18 protein-coding genes are annotated in these 19981 nt (G+C 67.2%); 9 read left to right on the top strand and 9 right to left on the bottom strand.

Going from position 1 to position 19981, the window contains the following annotated elements; genetic code table 11:
* Positions 1-42: 42 nt before the first annotated feature.
* The 5 genes from nadD to LL962_RS11755 form a co-directional block, all read right to left on the bottom strand.
* Entirely contained in the window at positions 43-975 is a 933-nt protein-coding gene (gene nadD / locus LL962_RS11775) for a nicotinate-nucleotide adenylyltransferase (RefSeq protein ID WP_228317017.1), read from the bottom strand.
* Entirely contained in the window at positions 972-2000 is a 1029-nt protein-coding gene (gene holA, locus LL962_RS11770; protein WP_104587374.1) for a DNA polymerase III subunit delta, read from the bottom strand. Before holA ends, nadD begins: the two co-directional genes overlap by 4 nt.
* A 154-nt stretch (positions 2001-2154) precedes the next feature.
* Positions 2155-2796 carry an LPS-assembly lipoprotein LptE gene (locus LL962_RS11765; RefSeq protein ID WP_104587373.1) on the bottom strand — a complete coding sequence of 214 codons (642 nt, stop codon included), beginning with the start codon at positions 2794-2796 and terminating at the stop codon, positions 2155-2157.
* Positions 2797-3209: 413 nt separating this feature from the next.
* The gene (gene leuS, locus LL962_RS11760) at positions 3210-5852 is read right to left on the bottom strand and encodes a leucine--tRNA ligase (protein ID WP_228317016.1); all 2643 of its coding nucleotides are present in this window, start codon (positions 5850-5852) and stop codon (positions 3210-3212) included.
* 67 nt (positions 5853-5919) lie between these two features.
* Positions 5920-6537: a DUF998 domain-containing protein gene (locus tag LL962_RS11755; protein WP_104587372.1), complete on the bottom strand. Its 618-nt coding sequence runs from the start codon at positions 6535-6537 to the stop codon at positions 5920-5922.
* Positions 6538-6698: 161 nt separating this feature from the next.
* On the opposite strand from LL962_RS11755, the gene trxA reads away from it, so the two are divergent.
* From trxA to LL962_RS11735, 4 genes are all read left to right on the top strand, one after another.
* Positions 6699-7556, top strand: coding sequence for a thioredoxin (gene trxA, locus LL962_RS11750; RefSeq protein WP_228317015.1), 858 nt, complete (start codon positions 6699-6701; stop codon positions 7554-7556).
* Positions 7557-7841: 285 nt separating this feature from the next.
* On the top strand, positions 7842-8291 hold the full coding sequence (locus LL962_RS11745) for a DUF4442 domain-containing protein (protein WP_104587370.1): 450 nt from the start codon (positions 7842-7844) through the stop codon (positions 8289-8291).
* A gap of 165 nt (positions 8292-8456) precedes the next feature.
* Complete coding sequence (locus LL962_RS11740) at positions 8457-8696, top strand: DUF378 domain-containing protein (RefSeq protein WP_104587369.1); 240 nt, start codon at positions 8457-8459, stop codon at positions 8694-8696.
* Between the two features lie 261 nt (positions 8697-8957).
* Positions 8958-9860, top strand: a complete 903-nt coding sequence (locus tag LL962_RS11735; protein WP_104587368.1) for a peptidylprolyl isomerase — start codon at positions 8958-8960, stop codon at positions 9858-9860.
* Between the two features lie 43 nt (positions 9861-9903).
* On the opposite strand, the gene LL962_RS11730 is transcribed toward LL962_RS11735, so the two are convergent.
* Positions 9904-10791: a DMT family transporter gene (locus tag LL962_RS11730; RefSeq protein ID WP_228317014.1), complete on the bottom strand. Its 888-nt coding sequence runs from the start codon at positions 10789-10791 to the stop codon at positions 9904-9906.
* 170 nt (positions 10792-10961) lie between these two features.
* Here LL962_RS11730 and LL962_RS11725 point away from each other — a divergent pair, with 170 nt between their 5' ends.
* The 4 genes from LL962_RS11725 (at position 10962) to LL962_RS11710 (ending at position 14396) form a co-directional block, all read left to right on the top strand.
* Positions 10962-11954, top strand: coding sequence for a LysR substrate-binding domain-containing protein (locus tag LL962_RS11725; RefSeq protein ID WP_228317012.1), 993 nt, complete (start codon positions 10962-10964; stop codon positions 11952-11954).
* Positions 11955-12262: 308 nt separating this feature from the next.
* Positions 12263-12577, top strand: a complete 315-nt coding sequence (locus LL962_RS11720; RefSeq protein WP_228317011.1) for a metalloregulator ArsR/SmtB family transcription factor — start codon at positions 12263-12265, stop codon at positions 12575-12577.
* Positions 12578-12690: 113 nt separating this feature from the next.
* Positions 12691-14025 (top strand): DUF2867 domain-containing protein, encoded by a 1335-nt coding sequence (locus LL962_RS11715; protein ID WP_228317047.1) that lies wholly within the window; start codon positions 12691-12693, stop codon positions 14023-14025.
* Positions 14026-14102: 77 nt separating this feature from the next.
* Positions 14103-14396, top strand: coding sequence for a hypothetical protein (locus tag LL962_RS11710; RefSeq protein WP_104587364.1), 294 nt, complete (start codon positions 14103-14105; stop codon positions 14394-14396).
* 178 nt (positions 14397-14574) lie between these two features.
* Here the strand turns inward: LL962_RS11710 and LL962_RS11705 are convergent, their stop codons facing one another.
* Positions 14575-15330, bottom strand: coding sequence for a DUF4349 domain-containing protein (locus tag LL962_RS11705; RefSeq protein WP_104587438.1), 756 nt, complete (start codon positions 15328-15330; stop codon positions 14575-14577).
* 44 nt (positions 15331-15374) lie between these two features.
* Positions 15375-15731, bottom strand: coding sequence for a GFA family protein (locus LL962_RS11700; protein WP_228317010.1), 357 nt, complete (start codon positions 15729-15731; stop codon positions 15375-15377).
* Between the two features lie 251 nt (positions 15732-15982).
* On the opposite strand from LL962_RS11700, the gene LL962_RS11695 reads away from it, so the two are divergent.
* The gene (locus LL962_RS11695) at positions 15983-17791 is read left to right on the top strand and encodes a DUF885 domain-containing protein (protein WP_228317009.1); all 1809 of its coding nucleotides are present in this window, start codon (positions 15983-15985) and stop codon (positions 17789-17791) included.
* Between the two features lie 278 nt (positions 17792-18069).
* Here the strand turns inward: LL962_RS11695 and LL962_RS11690 are convergent, their stop codons facing one another.
* Entirely contained in the window at positions 18070-19902 is a 1833-nt protein-coding gene (locus tag LL962_RS11690; protein WP_228317008.1) for an ABC transporter ATP-binding protein, read from the bottom strand.
* Positions 19903-19981 lie beyond the last annotated feature (79 nt).

The following is a 19981-nucleotide window of genomic DNA, read 5'->3' as shown; positions in this document are numbered from 1 at the left end:
GGAATTGACGCGAATTATAGGCCGGTCCGCACGGATGCGTGTTCAGCTTGCAGGGCGGGCGCAACCGTACAGACCGTGCTGCGCGATGAAGTCCGCCACCGCAGCCGGAACCAGCGCCTGCCACCGGGCGCCACTGGCGATGCGGGAACGCACGGCGCTGGCCGATTCGCCGCGCAACGGTTGCCGCAAGCGCCATAGCCGGCCGGCCGGCGCGGTCGTGAGTTCGTCCGCGTGGGCGGCCCATCGCGCCTGCACCGCTGCGGCGAGCTCGGGCGCGGCGGACAGATCCAGCGTGGTTCCAGGGCGCGCGGCGATGACGAAATGCGCCAGCCCGAACAACGCCTGCCACTGATGCCACCTGCTCAATGCGACGAAGGCATCGGCGCCCAACAACCAGGCAATCGGGGTCTGCGGGCCGAGCTCGGCGCGCAGCTCACGCAGGGTATCCACGGTGTAGGACGGCACGCCGTCGGCGCTGGCGCGTTGCAGCTCGCGCGCATCCAGCACCAGCCCTGCCTGCCCGGCCAGCGCCAGTTCCAGCATCCGGGCCCGCTGCTCGGCCGTCGCCCCCGGGACCGCGCGATGCGGCGGATCGGCGGCCGGCACCAGATGCACGCAGGCGTCCCATTCGTCGCGCGCCGCACAGGCGATGGCGAGGTGGCCCAGGTGGATCGGGTCGAAGGTGCCGCCGTAGTAAAGATGGAGTTGGGGGAGCCGGGACCGGGGACCGGGGACCGGGGACCCGGGAGAGTGGGTTGCGGAATCGGCAGCCGCACGCTTGTCGGGCTGCTGGTGCTGCGCTAGCCCTTGCTCGAGTGGGGGCTGGGGACCCGGGACCGGGGACCCGGAAGAGCCAGGCGTAACGCCGAAGGCCGCACGCTGATCGCGTTGCGGCTGCCGCGGTTGCTGCTGCCCTTCCCCGGTCCCCGGTCCCCGGTCCCCGGTCCCGGCCGTCCCGGCTCTCCCGGCCTTCACACCAGCAATCTCACCGCACGCGCTTCGGCCACCGCCACCAGCAGACGTTCCAGGCCGACCCAGGCGTCGCCGTCGGCGCGCCCCTTGGCCATGCGGTCGACCAGCCCGGCCTCGGCGACGAACCGCTCCCAGCGGCGCGGTTCGGGATGCCGCTGCAGCGCGCGCTTGAATGGAGCCTGGCGCGATTCCCAGATGCCCTGCGACTTCATTTCGGCAGCCAGATTGCCGCCGTTGGCCTGCACCTTGGCCAGCGCGGCAGTACGCAGCAGCTCCTTGATCAGGATCGGCATCAGTGCCGCCACCGCCTCGCCCTCGGCACGCAGGCCGGCCAGCATGCGGATCACCGCAGCCGGTTGGCCGGAAAGCACGGTCTCGGCCAGCCGGAACACGTCGTACCGAGCCGCGTCGGCAACCAGCGATTCCATCGCTTCCAGGTCCAGCGGCTTGCCGTCGGCCAGCAGGGCCAGCTTGTCGATTTCCTGCGCGGCGGCGAGCAGATTGCCCTCCACCCGCTCGCTCAACCGCTGCACGGCGGCCGCATCGGCGCGCAGCCCATGGCTGCGCAGGCGACGTTCGATCCAGTCGGACAGCTCATGCGGTTTGATCGCCCAGGCCACGGCGATCGTGCCGATCCGGCCGACCGCGTCGGCCCACTTGCCCTGGTGCGCCTTGCTCCAGTCGTTGGCGGTGATCAGCAGCACCACATCCGGTGGCGGATCGGCGCAGAAGCGGGTAATGACCTCGGCGCCCTCCTTGCCAGGCTTGCCGCTGGGCAGGCGAACCTCGACCAGCCGGCGCGGGCTGAACAGGCTGGGCGCGTTGAAGCTGGCGTCCAGCTGGTGCCAATCGAAATCACGGCCGTCGGCATCGAACACCTCGCGTTCGCCGATTCCTTCGGCGCGGGCGCGCGCACGAATGGCGTCGGCGGCTTCGAGCACACGCAAGGTTTCCGGGCCGGCGATCAGATAGGCCGGCTGCAGGGGCTGGCTGGACTGGCCGGCCAGCTGTTCTGGGCGAAGTTCCATGGGCTACGACCGCGCGTGCAGACCGGCGACGACTAGGCGAGGCCGGCGCGTCATGGCCCGCTGAGGCAGCAGTCGCGCTGCCGCCCGTGCGCGTGCCGGCGCCGGTCGGCGGTGCCCGCCTGGCCACTGCGTCGTCGTATCGATACCCACGCGCTCAGTTGTTCGACGTCGGCGCTGGCGGCAGCGATGCCGGCACGCTGGACTCGGGCGTGGACGGCTGCGCCGGCGGTGTGGCGGCTGGCGGCAGCGGCGCACTCGGGGTGCTTTCCAGCCCCTCGCCGCGCTGCACGCGTGCGCGCACCACGCTGTCGATGCGGCGCAGGATCGAGGCGGACATGTCCTTGCGCAGTTCGTCGGCGAGGATCTCGCGCTCGGTCGCGGTACCGGTGGCGTCCACCGGCGGCGACACGTAGTCGCGCGACAATTCGATCACCTGCTGCGGCACCAGCACCGAGCCATTGGCGGTGGTGAGCGTAAAGATGGCGGCATAGCGCAGGCTGTATTCCTGCGCGCGGCCCTGGCTGTCGATGGCGATGGGTAGGTCGCCCCAGCGTTCGGACAGCACCTGCAGTTGCGCGAAGCCGGTCTTGGCATCGTCTTCGGCCAGCGTGGCGCCGGCTGCCCGGAGCCCGCGGCGCAGCAGCTTGGCCAGCTCGCTGTATTGCGTGGTGGACTGTACCTTCACCGCCGGCGTATCCGGTGGCAACGCGAGCGAATTACGCAGATGGAAGCCGCAGGCGGTGAGGCTGGAAACCAGCACGAGGGATGCGGCGAAGGCAGTAGGAAATCGGATCATGGGCACAGTCTGGAGGAGCGCCCCGGTGGCGGCAACAGGCGGCTAGCCTGACGCAGCCCGCGTGAACGGGGCTTGATAGGGCGCCGCGAAAAAACGCAGCGCCCAGGAATGGCGAACGCGTCGCCACGCGCCAGTGAATTGGATGACCAGAAGCCACCCCGGCAATCTCACCTGCACGTCGCCACGCGCCACTGAACTGGCGTAGCGGGAACCATCGCGGAAACTGCACCCATGCGTCGCGACGCGCCGGTGCAGTCAAATCGCAGAGGACCACCGCAGCAACCCGGCCTGCGCAACACCGCACGCCAGGGCAACACCTCGCCAAGACCGCTGCGGCACCCTTGCATCGCCTCGCCGCCCCGCTCCGGGCAACTGCCCGCAGCGGCAACGGCGACCCGACCGATCAGCAACGATCAGCCGGCCACGATATTCACGATCTTGCCCGGTACGATGATGATCTTGCGCACCGTCAGTCCGTCGAGGAACTTCGCTGCGTTCGGCTCGGCCTGGGCCAGCGCTTCGACCTGCTCGCGCGCCGCGTCCGCCGCCACCTCGATCGTGCCGCGCAGCTTGCCGTTGATCTGTACCGCCAGGGTCAGTGCATCGCGCACCAGCGCGCTGGCGTCGGCCTGCGGGAATGGCACGTCTTCCAGCAGCGTCTCGCCACGGCCCAGCACCTGCCACAGGGCATGGCTGGCGTGCGGGGTGATCGGATTGAGCAACAGCACCATCGCTTCCAGCGCTTCCTGTCGCACCGCCCTGCCCTGCGCGCTGGCGTCCTCGAACCTGGCCAACGCATTGGAGAGCTCCATCACCGCCGCAATCGCGGTGTTGAAGCTGTGGCGGCGGCCATAATCGTCGCCGACCTTGCCGATGGTTTCGTGGGTCTTGCGGCGGATCGCTTTCTGTTCGGCGCTCAGGCTGGCGGCATCCAGCGCAACGGCAGCACCATCGCCCACATGCTTGTGTACCTGCACCCATAGCCGGCGCAGGAAACGCGCCATGCCATCCACCCCGGCCTCGTTCCATTCCAGTGACTGCTCCGGCGGCGCAGCGAACATCGAGAACAGCCGCACCGTGTCGGCGCCGTACTTGGCCACCATCGACTGCGGGTCCACGCCATTGTTCTTGGACTTGGACATCTTCTCGGTGCCGCCGATCTGCACCGGCTGGCCGTCGGCGATCAGCACCGCACCGGTGACACGGCCACGCTCGTCGCGCTGGATCTCCACGTCGGCCGGGTTGATCCAGTCCTTGCCGCCGTTGTCGGCGTCGCGATAGAACGTGTCGGCGATGACCATGCCCTGCGTCAGCAGGTTGGTCACCGGCTCGTCGCTATCCACCAGCCGCGCGTCGCGCATGAGCTTGTGATAGAAGCGGAAATACATCAGGTGCAGGATGGCGTGTTCGATACCGCCCACGTACAGGTCAGCCGGCATCCAGTAATTGGCGCGGCGGTCCACCATGTCGCGCGCATTCGGGCTGGTGTAGCGCGCCACGTACCAGCTCGACTCCATGAAAGTGTCGAAAGTGTCGGTCTCGCGTTCGGCCGGACCGCCGCAATCGGGGCAGGTGGTCTGGCGCCAGCTCGGATCGGTCTTGATCGGCGAACCGGTGCCGGAGAATTCCACGTTCTCCGGCAGCACCACCGGCAACTGGTCCTCGGGCACCGGCACCGCGCCGCACTTGGCGCAGTAGATCACCGGAATCGGGCAACCCCAGTAACGCTGGCGGCTCACGCCCCAGTCGCGCAGGCGGTAATTGACCCGGCGCTGGCCCTGGCCCTTGCGCTCGAAGCGCTCGGCCAGCGCTTCGAAGGCGCCCTGGTAGTCCAGCCCGTCGAACTCGGCCGAATGGATCAGTTCCAGTTCGCGGCTCTTGTCGGTGTACCAGTCGCGCCACTGGCTGGTGTCCCAGGTCCGCTCTTCGTCGTTGCGCGGATCGCGCAGCTTGACCACCTGCACGATCGGCAGGCCGTACTTGTTGGCGAATTCGAAATCGCGCTGGTCATGGCCGGGCACCGCCATCACCGCGCCGGTGCCGTAGCCCATCAGCACGAAGTTGGCCACCCACACCGGCACCTGCTCGCCGCTGATCGGGTGCACCGCGGTCAGGCCGGTGGCCATGCCGCGCTTTTCCTGGGTTTCCAGCTCGGCTTCGGACACGCCGCCGTGCTTGAGTTCTTCCAGCAGCCGCGCCAGCTCCGGATTGGACCTGGCCGCATGCAGTGCCAGCGGGTGCTCGGCGGCGATCGACACGAAGGTCACGCCCATCAGCGTATCGGGACGGGTGGTGAACACGCGCAGCGGGTCCAGCACGGCGCCATCGGTGTCGCGCACGTCGAACTGGATCTCCAGCCCTTCCGAGCGCCCGATCCAGTTGCGCTGCATGGTCTTGACCGAGTCCGGCCAGCCTTCCAGCTGATCCAGGCCGTCCAGCAGCTCCTGGGCGTAATCGGTGATGCGCAGGAACCACTGCGGAATCTCGCGCTTTTCCACCAGCGCGCCGGAGCGCCAGCCGCGGCCATCGATGACCTGCTCGTTGGCCAGCACGGTCTGATCGATCGGGTCCCAGTTCACCACCGCGTTGCGGCGATAGGCCAGGCCCTTGCGCATCAGCCGGGTGAACATGCGCTGCTCGTGCACGTAGTAGTCCGGCGTGCAGGTGGCGAACTCGCGCGACCAGTCGATCGCATAGCCCAGCGACTTCAGCTGCCCGCGCATGTGCGCGATGTTGGCGTAGGTCCACTTGGCTGGCGCGGTCTTGTTCTTGATCGCGGCATTCTCTGCCGGCAGGCCGAACGCATCCCAGCCCATCGGCTGCATCACGTTGTGGCCGGTCATGCGCTTGTAGCGGCTGACCACGTCGGAGATGGTGTAGTTGCGCACATGCCCCATGTGCAGCGCACCGGAGGGGTACGGCAGCATCGACAGGCAATAGAACTTGGGTTTCTCCGAGTTCTCGTCGACCTGGAAGGCGCGGGTGGCATCCCAGAACTGCTGGGCGGAAGATTCGACCTGCTGCGGGTCGTAGGCGTTCGGTTCGACGGTGGACATTGGGAGCGGATGCTCGGGCGGTGCAAAGCGGTACAGGGTACCGCAGTGCAGCAGGTGCACCAAACCGTTACCGTAGCGCCGCCGACTTCAGCGGCCAGATCCAGGCAGCCACCGCCAGCCAGCCGACCCAGGCCAGGAACGCCAGACGCTGGGCGATGGCCTGCCGCAGCAGGCCGGGCGGGCCAAATGCCAGCACCGCCACCAGCAGGCCGGCGGCCAGGCTCAGCCAGGCCAGGCCACGGGTGCCGGGGGCATTGAGCAGGCCCGCGGCGATCAGCAGCATGGCCGGCACGAAGGCCACCGCCCACAGCAGCCAGGCCGTGGCATGCGCCTGGCTGGCGCGGCCATCCAGGTCGGCCGGATCCAGCGGCAGCATGCCCATGCCGACGAAGGCCAGGCCGGCCAGCACGACCAGTTGGCCACCCACGCGCAGGCCCCAACCGGCCTTGAGCGGCATGCGCGCCAGCAGGCTGACCCCGGTGACCATGCCCAGCGCACCGACCAGCACGAAGGCCAGCAGGTTGAAGGCCAGGGCACGCGGCACGCCGGCCGCGCCCAGCAGTGCGACCGGGTGGCTGGCCTGCAGATAGCCCGGCAGCGTGGCGCCGAAACCGGCCAGCGCCAGCACGAACACGCTTGCCGCGATCAGGCCCAGGTAGCGCTGCGCGCCGTCGGTACTTCCCATTGTGGTACTCCGGTTCGGGGCGCAGCGCGCCACCAGGACGCGGCATTGTCGGGCCGGGCGGCAGCGGCGTGAACCCCTGCCGCCCCCTGCCCCGGCCTTGTGTCGGCCGGGTTTGCCACCATTACGGTCCACTGTTGCCGTCCTTAACTTCCAGGAAACCCATGTCCGACAAAACGCATGTATTCGATGTCACCACCGACACCTTCGAGACCGAGGTCCTGCAGAAATCGTTGACGACACCGGTGCTGGTGGACTTCTGGGCCACCTGGTGCGGGCCGTGCAAGACGCTGACCCCGATCCTGGAGAAGCTGGCGGCCGACTATCACGGCGCCTTCGAGCTGGCCAAGGTCGACGTGGACAAGGAGCAGCAGATCGCAGCGGCGTTCCAGATCCGCTCGGTACCGACGGTGTTCCTGGTCAAGGGCGGCGAGTTGGTGGACGGCTTCCCCGGCGCGATGCCCGAAGGCCAGATCCGCGAATTTCTGACGCAACACGGTGTGCTGCCGGCCGAGCCGCAGGTGGCCGAAGAACTTCCCGCCGCACCCCTCGACCCGCAGGCACAGGCCGCGGCGTTGCGCGAGGCGATCGCCGCCGAGCCGGACAAGGACGAACTCAAGCTGGATCTGGCGCTGGCACTGCTCAAGACCGGCGACAGCGCCGAGGCCGAACAGTTGATCGACGCACTGCCCGCCAACCTGGCCACCGACGACCGCGCGGTACGCGCCAAGGCACGGCTGGGCTTTGCCAACGTGCTCAAGGACGCCCCGGACGTGGCGGCATTGCAGGCCAGCGTGGCCGCCGACGGCGCCGACCTGCGCGCGCGCCATCTGCTGGGCGTGCGCCACCTGCTCGACGGTGACGACGAAGCGGCGCTGGAGCAGTTCCTGGAAATGCTGCGGCAGGACCGTGCCTTCGACGACAACCTGCCGCGTCGCAGCCTGATCGACGCGTTCCGCGTCATCGAAGACGAAGACTTGGTCGGGCGCTATCGCCGCAAGATGTCGGCGCTGGTGTTCTGACAGCCGGTGGCGCTGCGGCGCCACATGGAGACACAGGAGCGGACCCGGCCGCGGCGGGGCATTGCCCGCCAGTTGCTGGTGACGCATCCCTGATAACGCGCCGTCGCGGCCAGGTCCGCTCCCACCGAGGTGCGTTGCTGCGCGACTGCGCGACAAGAAATGACGCGCCGCCTGATCCGGCGCGCAGCACGGGCACGAACACTGCGATGTCGGCCCTGTGGCATCGCCACCATACGCATGCGAATGTTATGCTGCGTCTCCACTTCGCCAGGGAATCCGGCCCGCATGCGTGCCCCATTGTTCAAGCTCGGCCTCAACGTGTGGCCACCGTATCTGTTCTCAGGCATCCACATCACCGTGCTGTCGTCGGACTACCGCTATGCCCGGGTGGAATTGCGGCAGCGTCCGTGGAATCGCAACTACGTCGGCACCCATTTCGGCGGCAGCCTGTTCGCAATGACGGACCCGTTCTGGATGTTGCTGATGATGCAGAATCTCGGCCGCGACTATTATGTCTGGGACAAGGCCGGCAGCATCGACTTCGTCAAGCCCGGGCGTGGCACGGTGAGCGCGGATTTCGTGATCGACACTGCGGTGCTGGCCGAAGTGCGCGAGGCTACCGACGGTGGTCAGAAGCATCTGCGCTGGTTCGAGAACGAGGTGCACGACAGCGCTGGCGAAGTGGTCGCGCGCGTGCGCAAGCAGCTCTACGTCAAGCGCAAACCCGGCCGCTGACGGTTGCGGCCTCGGCCGCCATGCGTGCATGGATGCGTCTGCATAAGTGTCCCTGCCATGTGACGCGCACGTCCCTGGCGCGCCAACGCCATGCGGCATAGCCTCACCCTACATTTCGGTGGTGCAGTAAACCCTGTGGTCTCCAATCCCACTACGGACTGCCCCATGAAAACGATCAATGTCATCACCCTGGTGCTTCTCATCGTTGGCGGAGTGAACTGGGGGCTGGTTGGCCTGTTCCAGTTCGATCTGGTCGCCGCCTTGTTCGGTGGTCAGGATGCGTTGCTGGCGCGCGCGGTGTACGTGCTGGTCGGCGTGTCCGCACTGTGGCAACTGGTCCCGTTGTTCCGCAACAGCCATGCGCCGGCGCAGCATCACACCTCGCCGCATGTTCGCAGCCATTGAGCGCATTGCCCGGGTATTGCGCATGATGCAGGCGCGAACGCATCGACACGCTGAGGCAATCGCGGAAGGACAGGCAAGACCACCCGACCGGCGGCAGCTCTCGGCAAAGATGCAATGTCGAGCGTAATGCTCGCACTGCAACCACGTTATCCAAGCGCCAACAGGACGATCCGGACGCCGGCTGCACACTGTCGGCGTCCGGATTTTGCGTTGTGGCGATGAGTCGGCAAGAATCGGCCATCCCTGCCGCCGGCCGTCTTCATGCGTCTACGTTCTCTCGCTCTTGCCTGCCTGTTCGCCCTGCCGCCGTTGACCGCCAGCGCCGCGTATCGGAGTCCGCAACAGATACTCGATGCCTCGCCGGCGTCTGCGTGGCGCGTGCTGGACCCTGCGCGCACCCTGTATCTAGAGCTGGACACCGGTCGAGCGATCATCGAACTGGCGCCGGAGTTCGCTCCCGCACATGTCGCCAATATCCGCGTCCTGGCGCACGAGCGCTTCTGGGACGGGTTGAGCATCTACCGCTCGCAGGACAATTTTGTCGTGCAGTTCGGCGACCCGGAGGGTGAAACTCCTGGCAAGGCCAAGTCCTTGGGATCGGCCAAGACGCATCTGCCTGCCGAATTCGAACGCGCATCGCAAGGCCTGCAGTTCCAGCGTCTGCCCGACAGCGATGGATGGGCACCGCAGGTCGGCTTCGTCGACGGTTTTCCGGTCGGCCGCGACCCGGCCAGCGGCAAGACCTGGCTGGCGCATTGCTACGGCACCCTGGGCGCGGGCCGCAACAACGACGAAGACAGCAGCATCGGCGCCGAGCTATACGTCGTCACCGGGCAATCGCCGCGTCAGCTGGACCGCAACATCACCGTGGTTGGCCGCGTGGTCAAGGGCATGGAATTGCTCAGCGTGATCCCACGCGGACCTGACCCGATGGGCTTCTACAAGGAAGCAGCGCAACGCTCGCCGATCCGTGCGATCCGCCTGGCCAGCGAAGTGCCGGAACCCGAGCGTACGCCGCTGCAGCTACTGCGCACCGACAGCCAGACCTTCCGCGAGGTGGTCGAGGCCCGTCGCAATCGCAAGGACGATTTCTACAAGCGCCCGGCCGGGCATATCGACCTGTGCAATGTGCCGTTGCCGGTGCGGGCACCGCCGGGTGGCTAGTTCGGGATTCGGGATTCGGGATTTATAAAGCGGGCGCGCTTGCTCAGCGCGCGCGCTGGCTGAAGGCCACGCTACCGAGGATGAGGACGCCGGCCAGCAGCATGGTCCAGGTCAGCGGCTCGCCCAGCAGCGACCAGGCCAGTAACGCACCGAACACAGGCACCAGATACGTCACGGTGGATGCACGCGCCGGGCCGATGCGCTGGATCAGGCGGTAATACATCAGGAACGCCAACCCGGTGCAGACCACGCCCAGGGCCGTTGCGCAGGCCCAGGCCGCCGCAGGCACCGGTGTGGCGGGCCATTGCCACCAGGCCAGCGGAGCGAGCAGCGCGGCGCTGCAGCCCAGCGTGGACGCTGCCGATGCCGCCGGTGGCAGGTCGCCCATGTGGCGCTTCACCAGGTTGTAGCCGATGCCGTACAGCAGCGAGGCGGTGGCGCCGGCCAATGCGGCCGGGCCCACGCTCAGACCGGCGGATTTTCCCGTGGCCAGCACCAGCACGCCAATGAATCCGACCAGCAAGGCCAGCGCGCGGCGCGTGCCGATCTTCTCGCCGAAGAACAGGAAGGCGACCAGTGCAGTGAACAGCACCGTCATCGCATTGCAGATCGCCCCGACGGCGGCCGGTGCGTGCTGGGCACCCCAGGCGAACAGCAGAAAGGGCAACGCAGAGTTCAGCACGCCGATCGCCGCCAGCATCGGCCAGCGATGCAGCGGAAAACGCGCGCGTGCCAGCCACAGGAACGGCAGCAACACCAACGCACCCAGCGCAAGGCGGATCTCCACCAACGCCGCCGTGCCGAAGACAGGCGCCGCCACGCGCATGAACAGGAACGAGCAGCCCCAGACCACGCCAAGGAAACCCAGCTCGAGCGGGGTGCGCCAGTCGCGCGTGGTCACGGCCTGCTGCAGCGACGGTTGCGCGCTCATGGGCATGCCCCCTCCGCCGGCCTCGATGCACCTGAAACAGAGGAAACGGCGCTGGATGGAAGGCTGGACATGGCACGATCATTGCGATGGGAGACCGCAGCATCCGCCGCCGCTCAAGCCACGACAAGCGCGTAGTATCGCGGTCAGCCACAAATCTGACTCATGCCTCGATGAAGTTCCGCCCGACCCTGTTGCCCGCGCTGGGCGTGTTCGCCGCTGCCGCCCGCCATCAGAATTTCGCGCACGCGGCCGAGGAACTGCATCTGACCGCCAGCGCAGTGAGCCACCACGTGCGCAAGCTCGAGGCGCTGCTGGGGACGACCCTGTTCCAGCGGTTGCCGCGCGGGGTCAAGCTCACTGCCGAAGGGCGCCAGCTGGCCGATGCCGCCACCACCGCGCTGGCCGAGATCGCCGCAGTGGCAGGCAACCTGCATCCGCGCGAAGACGCCATTCCGTTGCGCGTGACCACCCTGCGCTCGCTGTCCTACTGCTGGCTGCTGCCGCGCTTGCCGCGCTTCTGCCAGACGTATCCGCATATTCGCCTGGACCTGCAAACCGACTCGGCGTTCTCGCGTTTCGAGGAGGGCGGCCCGGAGCTGGGCATCCGCTACGGGCAGGGCGCATGGCCGGGGCTTACCTCGCATCACCTGATGGACGACGAACTGTTCCCGGTGGCATCGCCGTCGTTGCCGGAAGTGGCTGCGCTGCGCACGCCTGCGCAGATTGCGCAACTGCCGCTGCTGGCCGACATGTCCCCGCAGGGCTGGCGCGACTGGTTCCGCGCCGCCCAGGTGCGCGCCACGATGCTGCCACCGATGCACACCTTTAACGACAGCACCGATGCCATGCGCGCCGCTGTCTACGGGCTGGGCGCCGTGCTGGCGCGCAAGCACATCGCCCAGCCCTACCTGCAGCGCTATGAGCTGGTGCGCCTGCCTGGCCCCACTCTCAGGGCCCGCTACGCCTACTACATCGTGCACCCCAGCCATCGCGAGCCCAGTCCCGCCGCCGCCGCCTTCATCGACTGGCTCAAGCGCGAAGCGCTGGACGAGCGCACACCGATGCCGGCGCTGCCGGCCGAGCTGCTGACCCTGCCGGCACATCCAATGCCCGGCACGCTGCAGCCAAAGCGGCCGCCGCGCGAGAAACCCGCGACGCGGTGAAACCCGCGCATGCGACGTCCGCTGCCATCTGCCGTGGCGTCGCCTACGTCCTGCCATGCTCCTGCCGTCCGGGCGACAGGAAGCGCAGCGGGAGCACGACCGGATCCCATCGCGATGGCCGCGCCGCCGGCCCATGCAACGTCGCCACCGGTCGTTCGACTCCAGGGCTACGAAGTGCCGGGCCGCGGATGTGCGCAGCGCCTGCGCGTCCCGGGCGCTGCGCTCCAGTCCGGCAAACGCCCTGTCGCTTGACAATGGAGCTCACCTGATCATTAATTAGCTAATTCGTTAATTAGCTAAGCCAAATCATGTCCGCCGACCGCATCTTCGAAGCCCTCGCCTCGCGCCCGCGCCGGGAGATCCTGGCTTATCTGTCCGCGCAGGAGCTGACCGCCGGCCAGATCGGCGAACGTTTCGCGATGAGCGCGCCGGCCATCTCGCGCCACCTGTCGGTGCTGTCGGCCGCCGGCCTGGTCAGCAGCGAGCGGCACGGGCAGTTCGTGGTCTATCGGCTGACCCCGGACAACTTGGTCAATACGCTGAGCGGGTTCGCCTTCGAGGTGTGCCCGGTCGCCGGCCCACTGCAGCGCGAGTCGCGTCGATTGGCCAAGAAATCCAGCTGACTGTCCGCCTTCCAACGCAAGGAGTTGCCATGGACCACCAACGGATTGTTTCCGACCACAGTTTCCCGCGCGTTGCGCTGCCCTCGTACAGCGGCGGCCGGCCAGTGGAAGTGATGCTGATCGCCCAGCTCGACCCCGGCGCCGGCGACAGCCTGATCGCGCAGACGGTGGAACGGCAGCGCCAGCATCCGGCGCATCACGATGCGCTGGACGAACCGTCCGCGCAGTTGTCGGCACCGGATCTGCGCCATGGCGATCCCACCTCGTTGTTCTCGTTCTCGGTAGGCCCGCAAGGCCACCCATTCCATTGCCACGCCGGCAATCGCGTGTTCACGGCCATCACCGGAAGCGGCGGCGCGCAACTGCGTTTTTCCACCGCCTCGCTGCAGCAGATCGAAGCCGACCCGCAGGCGTTCGTCTGCGCGCTGCACTACGTCAACCTGCCCGGCGACAGCCTGTTCACCGTTCGCTTCGGCGGTGGCACCTGGCACCAGTTCGCACCGGCGCAGGGTGACGCTGCGCATTCGGCCTTCTTTGCATTGTCCTGCCATCCGGACGAAGCCGGCGGCGCGCTGAACGAGGCGCAGCAGGCGCTGGTCCATCAGGGCCAGGCCACCATCGCCAGCCTGACCGAGCTGCTGCCGGCATCGGTCACCGCCTTGCTGCAGGCAATGCCACCGGCCGCCACCGACGTGCCCACCGTCTCGCTGTCGCTGCATGTCAGGCCGGAGAGCTGGAAGCAGCGCGCCTGCAGCCGCGTGCGGCGCTGGAGCGGCCGGCTGCGGCAAGCGCTGCCGCGCGTGCGTCAGCCCGGTTTCGTGGCCACCCGCCTGGGCGTGCCGCAGATCCGTCCGCTGCGCAGCCTGCCGGCCGACGCGTTGCTGCGCGGCCAACTGGGCGAAGCGGTGCATTTCGAAGACAGCCACCAGCTGGAACTGGACACGCACCAATTGCGCACCGACCGCCTGCAGGGCGTGCTCTGCGATCTGCTGCAAGCCTTCGTGGATCAGCCGCCGGGCGGGGTGAGCGGCTTGATGCGGCTGCGCAATCTGATGGTCAAGCCGCTGGGCTTGCGCACCTCGCCGCTGGGCTGCCCGGTCTCGTCCCTGCTCGATCCTTCCGCAACGCAGCTGTATGCCGGGCGTTTCCCGGTGCTGGCGCAACGCAGCGATGCGGACGGGCAGCAGGTCCAGATCGTCCTCGGCGCCGACGACAGACATCTGCGTTTTCGTTCCTCGATCGCGCTGCGCCGCATCGGCGACCACCGCATCGTGCTGACCATGGCCACGCAAGTCAGCTGCCGTAACTGGCTGGGCCGCGTGTACATGGCCTGCATCCACCACGTGCATCACCACTACATCGTGCCAAGCATGCTGCGCGCCGCGGTGTCGCGCCTGCTGCATGCCGAGCAGGCAGGAAACACCGCCGGGCTGGCGCATTCGCTATGAACCGATGCACCGGCGCCATCACCTCGTTTTGTCTTCGCGCTGCCTAGGCTTGGGATCCCCAACCCCAGGACACGTCCATGCCCACTCTTCGCCTGCGTATCACCGGCACCGACGACGACGCCCGCGCCATCGCCAACCTGCTGCAGAGCATCGAAGGTATCGAGCACGTGGAAGAAGTCGACGATCTGATGCCACATCTGGACGATGAAGATTCCAGCTCGGCCGGCCTGTCCGATGACGAGGGCCCGGGCAGCCACGAATTCGAAGTGGATGCCGGCAACGAAGCCACCGCACAGAAGGTACGCGACGCAGTGCAGGAGCTGGCATTGCAGTTGGATGTCTTTGTCGAATACGAATACGACGAAGGCTGAGCATCGGTTCAGCACTGTCTGCCGCATGCGCGCGTGGGTGCGGTGCCTCGGGCTGCAACCTCTGATCGCGCTTGCCATGCGCCGCCTGCACGATGCGGACGGCGCATGACTCTGGAGCATTGTTTCATCGCGACAGGCCTGCACGACACCGCCTGCACGCGCCACCTCCGCAGCTGATTCAGGGCATCCTGCGACGCCGTTGACGCCAGCGCCAGGCCAGCAGCGCCAGCCAGCCGATCGCTGCAGCGACCACGCCAACCGGCAGCAGCGCCGCCACCGCGCGAATCACGAAGGCGACGCTGGCTGCGAACACCTGGCCGAATTCGGCTGCCGCCGCGGCGATGTCGCCCCTGCCCTGTTCGCCGCCGGTGCTGCTGAAACGCAGCGTCAACAGCTGGGTGCGCACGCGACGTTGCTGCTGCGCCGCCTCCTGCTGGGTCTGCTGCGCCTCGGCTTCGATTTCGGCCAGCCGCTTGGATACCGCCAACAGGTCGGCGACGGCCAGATCGCGGCGTTGCTGCAGTTCCAGCAGCCGTGCGTGTTCTTTCTGCAATCGCGCCTGCGCCAGCCCGGTATCGGCGATCTGCTGGGCCAGATCTTCGGCACGTGTGCTGCGTGCGGCCACATCGCCGTCCTGGCCGGCCAGTTGCACCATCGGCTCGACGCCCTCGGGCACCAGCCGCACGCTGACGCTGCCGCCCGGATCGCGCCCGCCGTTCTGCTCCACCGTCAGCAATGCGCAGGTGCCGTACTGCGCGCTCTGGCAGGCGCTGCGCACCGCCGCAATGCGCTCGCCGATCTGACCGGCAGGCAGTTCGATGCGGACATCGTGTTCGTAGGCCAGTGCCGCACCGGATGCAACCGGCGCCGGCGGTGCCGCGGAGGCGCCGTCTGCAGCCATCTCGCCCTGCGGCCGCGCGCACCCCGCCAACATCCACCCGATCAGCAAGACCACCGCATGCCGCGACACGCCGGGCTTCACAAGCTGGCCCCGTCGACCTTCTGCACGCTGAGCGCGGCCAGGTCCAGATCGGGAATGCAGCGCACGTTGACGGCGACACTGGCTTGGCCGGTCTCGGGATTGGCGCCCTCGCTGAACGGGGCAATGCCGCAGTCCGTGCAGTAATGATGCGCGATATGCTGCCGATTGAAGCGATAGCTTCCCATCACCGGCGTGCCCGCCCGCAGCCGCAGTTGCGATCGGGTACCGAACCAGAGCAGTCCGCCGCGACGTCGGCACAGCGAGCAGTTGCAGTCGTAGACTTCGGTGATCGGCGTATCGGTCTCGAGCTCGAACGCGATGCGTCCGCAATGACAGCTGCCGGCGTACTGCATGGGTCATCCTCCTTGGAGACAGTGCGTGCTTGTAGACAGTGCGTGAGGCGTGAACGGAACACCATGGACAACTGCCGGAGCGCCGCCGGCGGTGCATGACGCCGGTTGGGTAAACCCTGGCCCGCCCTGCGCTTACGGTTGCGCTCGCCTGACAGGTCGCCCTGCGGCCCGGCAGCCACTCTAAACCAATGGCGGATGCGGACGGGCGCACGGATGCCTATGCTGGCGGTTTGCCCTCATCAGGATCCATGATGCGTCAACGCCTGCTCGTCCTTGCCCTGCTCGCCGGCCTCGGTGCCTGCCAGCAGCAGCCCGAATCCCCGCGTGCCGATGCCGGTTCCGCTGCCGACGCGCAGAATGCGCAAACCCCGGATGCGCGATTTGCCGCGCTGTCCAAGCGCGCGCTCGACACCTGGATGCAGCTGTCGCCGGTCACTGCCACGCAGACTGGCGACCACCGCTTCGATGCGCAGATAGACGACCTCAGCGACGGCGGCCGCCAGCGCAGCCTGGAAGCCAACAAGACCTTGCTGGCCGAACTGGACGCGGTCGATGTGGCCAAGCTCTCGCGCGAGAACCAGGTGGACGCCGCCATCCTGCGCAATCAGCTGCAATCGGAGATCTGGAATACCGAAGTGCTGCAGAGCTGGGCCTGGGACCCGCAGGTCTATAACAGCCTGGCCGGCAGCGCCCTGTACGGCCTGATGGCGCGCGAATTCGCACCGCTGCCCGAGCGCCTGAGCGCGGCTACCCAGCGCATGGAAAAGATTCCCGGCATCTTTGCGCAGGCGCGTGCCAACCTGGACCCGGCACGCGTGCCGAAGATCCATGCAGAGACGGTGGCCAAGCAGAACAAGGGCATCCTCAGCATCGTCGACACCTTCATCGCGCCCAACATCAGCCAGCTGGGCCCGATCGAGGCGGCGCGCGCGCAGGCAGCCATCGACAACCTGAAGAAGGCGGTCGCCGAGCAGCAGACCTGGCTGGACACCGTGCTGGTGCCCAATGCCAAGGGCGACTTCCGCGTCGGTGCGGAAAAATACGACCAGAAGCTGAAATTCGCGCTGCTGTCGTCGCTGTCGCGTGCCGACATCAAGCAGCGCGCCGAATCCGAGCTCAAGCGCGTGCGCAGCGAAATGTACGGTATTGCGCGCAGCGTGCTCAAGGACAAGCCCGGAGCCCCGAAGCTGCCGGAGTCTCCGACCGACGACCAGCAACAGGCTGCGATCGAGGCTGCATTGGAACTGGCTTATGCCGACAAGCCCGCACGCGACAAGGTGGTGGAGCAGGCCAAGGCGGCGCTGGCGCAATCCACCGAGTTCGTACGCCAGAAGGATCTGATGACGCTGCCCGATGCGCCGGTCGACATCATCCTGATGCCCGAATTCCAGCGTGGCGTGGCGGTGGCGTACTGCGATTCGCCAGGCCCGCTCGACAAGAACCTCAAGACCTTCTACGCGGTATCGCCGATTCCCGACGACTGGAACGACAAGCAGGTCGACTCGTTCCTGCGCGAATACAACACCCGCATGATCCACCTGCTCAGCATCCACGAAGGCACGCCGGGCCACTACCTGGAAGGCTGGCATTCGGCGAAGTTCCCCTCCACGCTGCGTGCGGTGCTGCGCTCAGGCATGTTCGCCGAGGGCTGGGCGGTGTACACCGAGCGCATGATGCAGGAACAGGGCTATCTGGATAATGACCCGCTGTTCCACCTGGTGCAGTTGAAGTTCTATCTGCGCACCATTGCCAATGCCATCCTCGACCAGGGCGTGCATGTGGACGGCTGGGATCGCGACAAGGCGATGCACCTGATGACCCACGATACCTTCCAGCAGGAGAGCGAAGCGGCGGGCAAGTGGGTGCGTGCGCAGTTGTCGTCGGCGCAGTTGCCGACCTACTTCGTCGGCGTGCAGGAACATCTGGATACGCGCAAGGCGGTGCAGGAGAAGCTCGGCGACACGTTCGAGCTGAAGGCCTACCACGACAAGGTGCTGTCCTACGGCGCCCCGCCGGTGCTCTTCGCGCGCGAGTTGATGCTGGATCAGCCGATCGAGTGATTGATCCGTCTCGCGCACGCGAAAGAGAAGCTCCTGCGAAGCTTCTGCGGATTCGATCCATCCCCTTCTCCCGCATGCGGGAGAAGGTGCCCCGCAGGGGCGGATGAGGGGCGCCGCAGAAGTTTACGCGTCTCTGCAATGACAAACGCGTCGCCACGCGTCTTTGAAGGTGACGCACCCATTGCTCCGCCCCGTACCCTCACCCCAACCCCTCTCCCCCAGGAGAGGGGCGTGTTGCTGCGGTGGTTGCACATGCACGCTACCCCAGGAAAGCCCCCTCACCCATCCACCGCAACGAACCCACCCGTCTGCCGCGCCCATAGCCTGGCATACAGCCCGCCATGCGCGATCAACTCGGCGTGGGTGCCGGTCTCGACGATGCGCCCGCCATCCATCACCACCAGCCGGTCCATGCGCGCAATGGTCGACAGCCGGTGCGCGATCGCGATCACCGTCTTGTCCCCCATCAGCGCATCCAGACTGTCCTGGATCGCCGCCTCCACCTCCGAATCCAGTGCAGAGGTGGCCTCGTCCAGGATCAGGATCGGTGCGTCCTTGAGCAGCACGCGCGCGATGGCGATGCGCTGGCGCTGACCGCCGGAGAGCTTGACTCCGCGCTCGCCCACATGCGCATCGAAGCCGCGGCGGCCTTCGCCATCCACCAGCGTGTCGATGAAGTCTTCCGCGCGCGCCTTGCGCACCGCCTCCAGCAGCTGCTCCTCGCTGGCCTGCGGGCGACCGTACAACAGGTTGTCGCGGATCGAACGATGCAGCAGCGAGGTGTCCTGGGTCACCAATCCGATCTGTCCGCGCAGGCTTTCCTGCGTGACCTGCGCGATGTCCTGCCCATCGATCAGGATGCGCCCCTGTTCCAGGTCGTAGAGCCGCAGCAACACGTTGACCAGGGTGGACTTGCCGGCCCCGGACGGCCCGACCAGACCGATCTTCTCGCCGGCGCGCACCTGCAGGTCCAGCCCGGCGATCACGCCGCCGCGCTTGCCGTAGTGGAAGTGGATCTGCTCGAACCGTACCTGCCCCTGGGTCACCTGCAGCGGCACCGCATCGGGCGCATCCTGTACCTGCGCCGGTTGCGAGATGGTCTGCATGCCGTCCTGCACGGTGCCGATATCTTCGAAGATGCCGTTGACCGTCCACATGATCCAGCCGGACATGTTGTGGATTCGGATGACCAGACCGGTGGCCAGCGTGATCGCGCCCACGCTGATCTGGCCGCGACTCCACAGCCATAGCGCCAGCGCGCAGGTGCCTACGATCAGGAAGCCGTTGGCCATGGCGATGGCGGTGTCCATCGCGGTGGTCACCCGCGTCTGCCGCCGGTGCTTGACCGCCAGTTCGTCGATGGCATCGCGCACATAGGCCTGCTCGCGGCCGGCATGCGCGAACAGCTTTAGCGTGGAGATGTTGGTGTATCCATCGACGATGCGGCCGGTCGCCTTGGAGCGCGCATCCGAGGCGACCCAGGCGCGCGCCTTCATGCGCGGCACGAAGAACGCCATCAGCGCCACATAGACCACCAGCCAGATCAGCAGCGGCGCCATCAGCCACGGATCGGCCTGGGCGAACAGCCACAATGCACTGCCGGTATAGACCACGATGTACCAGAGGGCATCGACCATCTGCACCGCCGATTCGCGCAACGAGGTGCCGGTCTGCATCACCCGGTTGGCGATGCGGCCGGCGAAATCGTTGTTGAAGAAACCCAGGCTCTGCCGCACCACGTAGTTGTGCATCAGCCAGCGCGACCGATTGCTCAGGCCCGGCACGATGGCCTGATTGACCAGCAGGTTGTGCAGACCGGTGAACAATGGCCGCGCGATCAGGGTGATGCCCGCCATCCACGCCAGCTCGCCGGCATGGCGCCGGAAGAAGTCCGGCCCTGGCCGCTCGGCCAGCATGTCCACGATGCGCCCCAGGAAGTCGAACATCGCCACTTCCACCAGCGCCAGCAGCAATCCCGCCAGCAGCGTAGCGAGCAGGATCGGCCACAGCGGCCGCAGGTAATGCAGATAGAACCGCCACACGCTGCGCGGCGGCATGTCCCGCTCGATGGGCGGGAAAATATCGATCAGGGATTCGAACCAGCGGAACATTGCAGCCACATCGCCGACAGCGGGCGCCCAGGCTAGCCGATCGGACGTCGGCGTGCAGTGGCGATCGGCGCGAGCCGGC

The sequence above is a fragment of the Xanthomonas sp. NCPPB 1067 genome (genome assembly GCF_020783795.1).
Lineage (GTDB): Bacteria > Pseudomonadota > Gammaproteobacteria > Xanthomonadales > Xanthomonadaceae > Xanthomonas > Xanthomonas melonis.
Note: the sequence above shows the minus strand (reverse complement) of the source record. Positions and strands in the feature narration are given on the sequence as shown.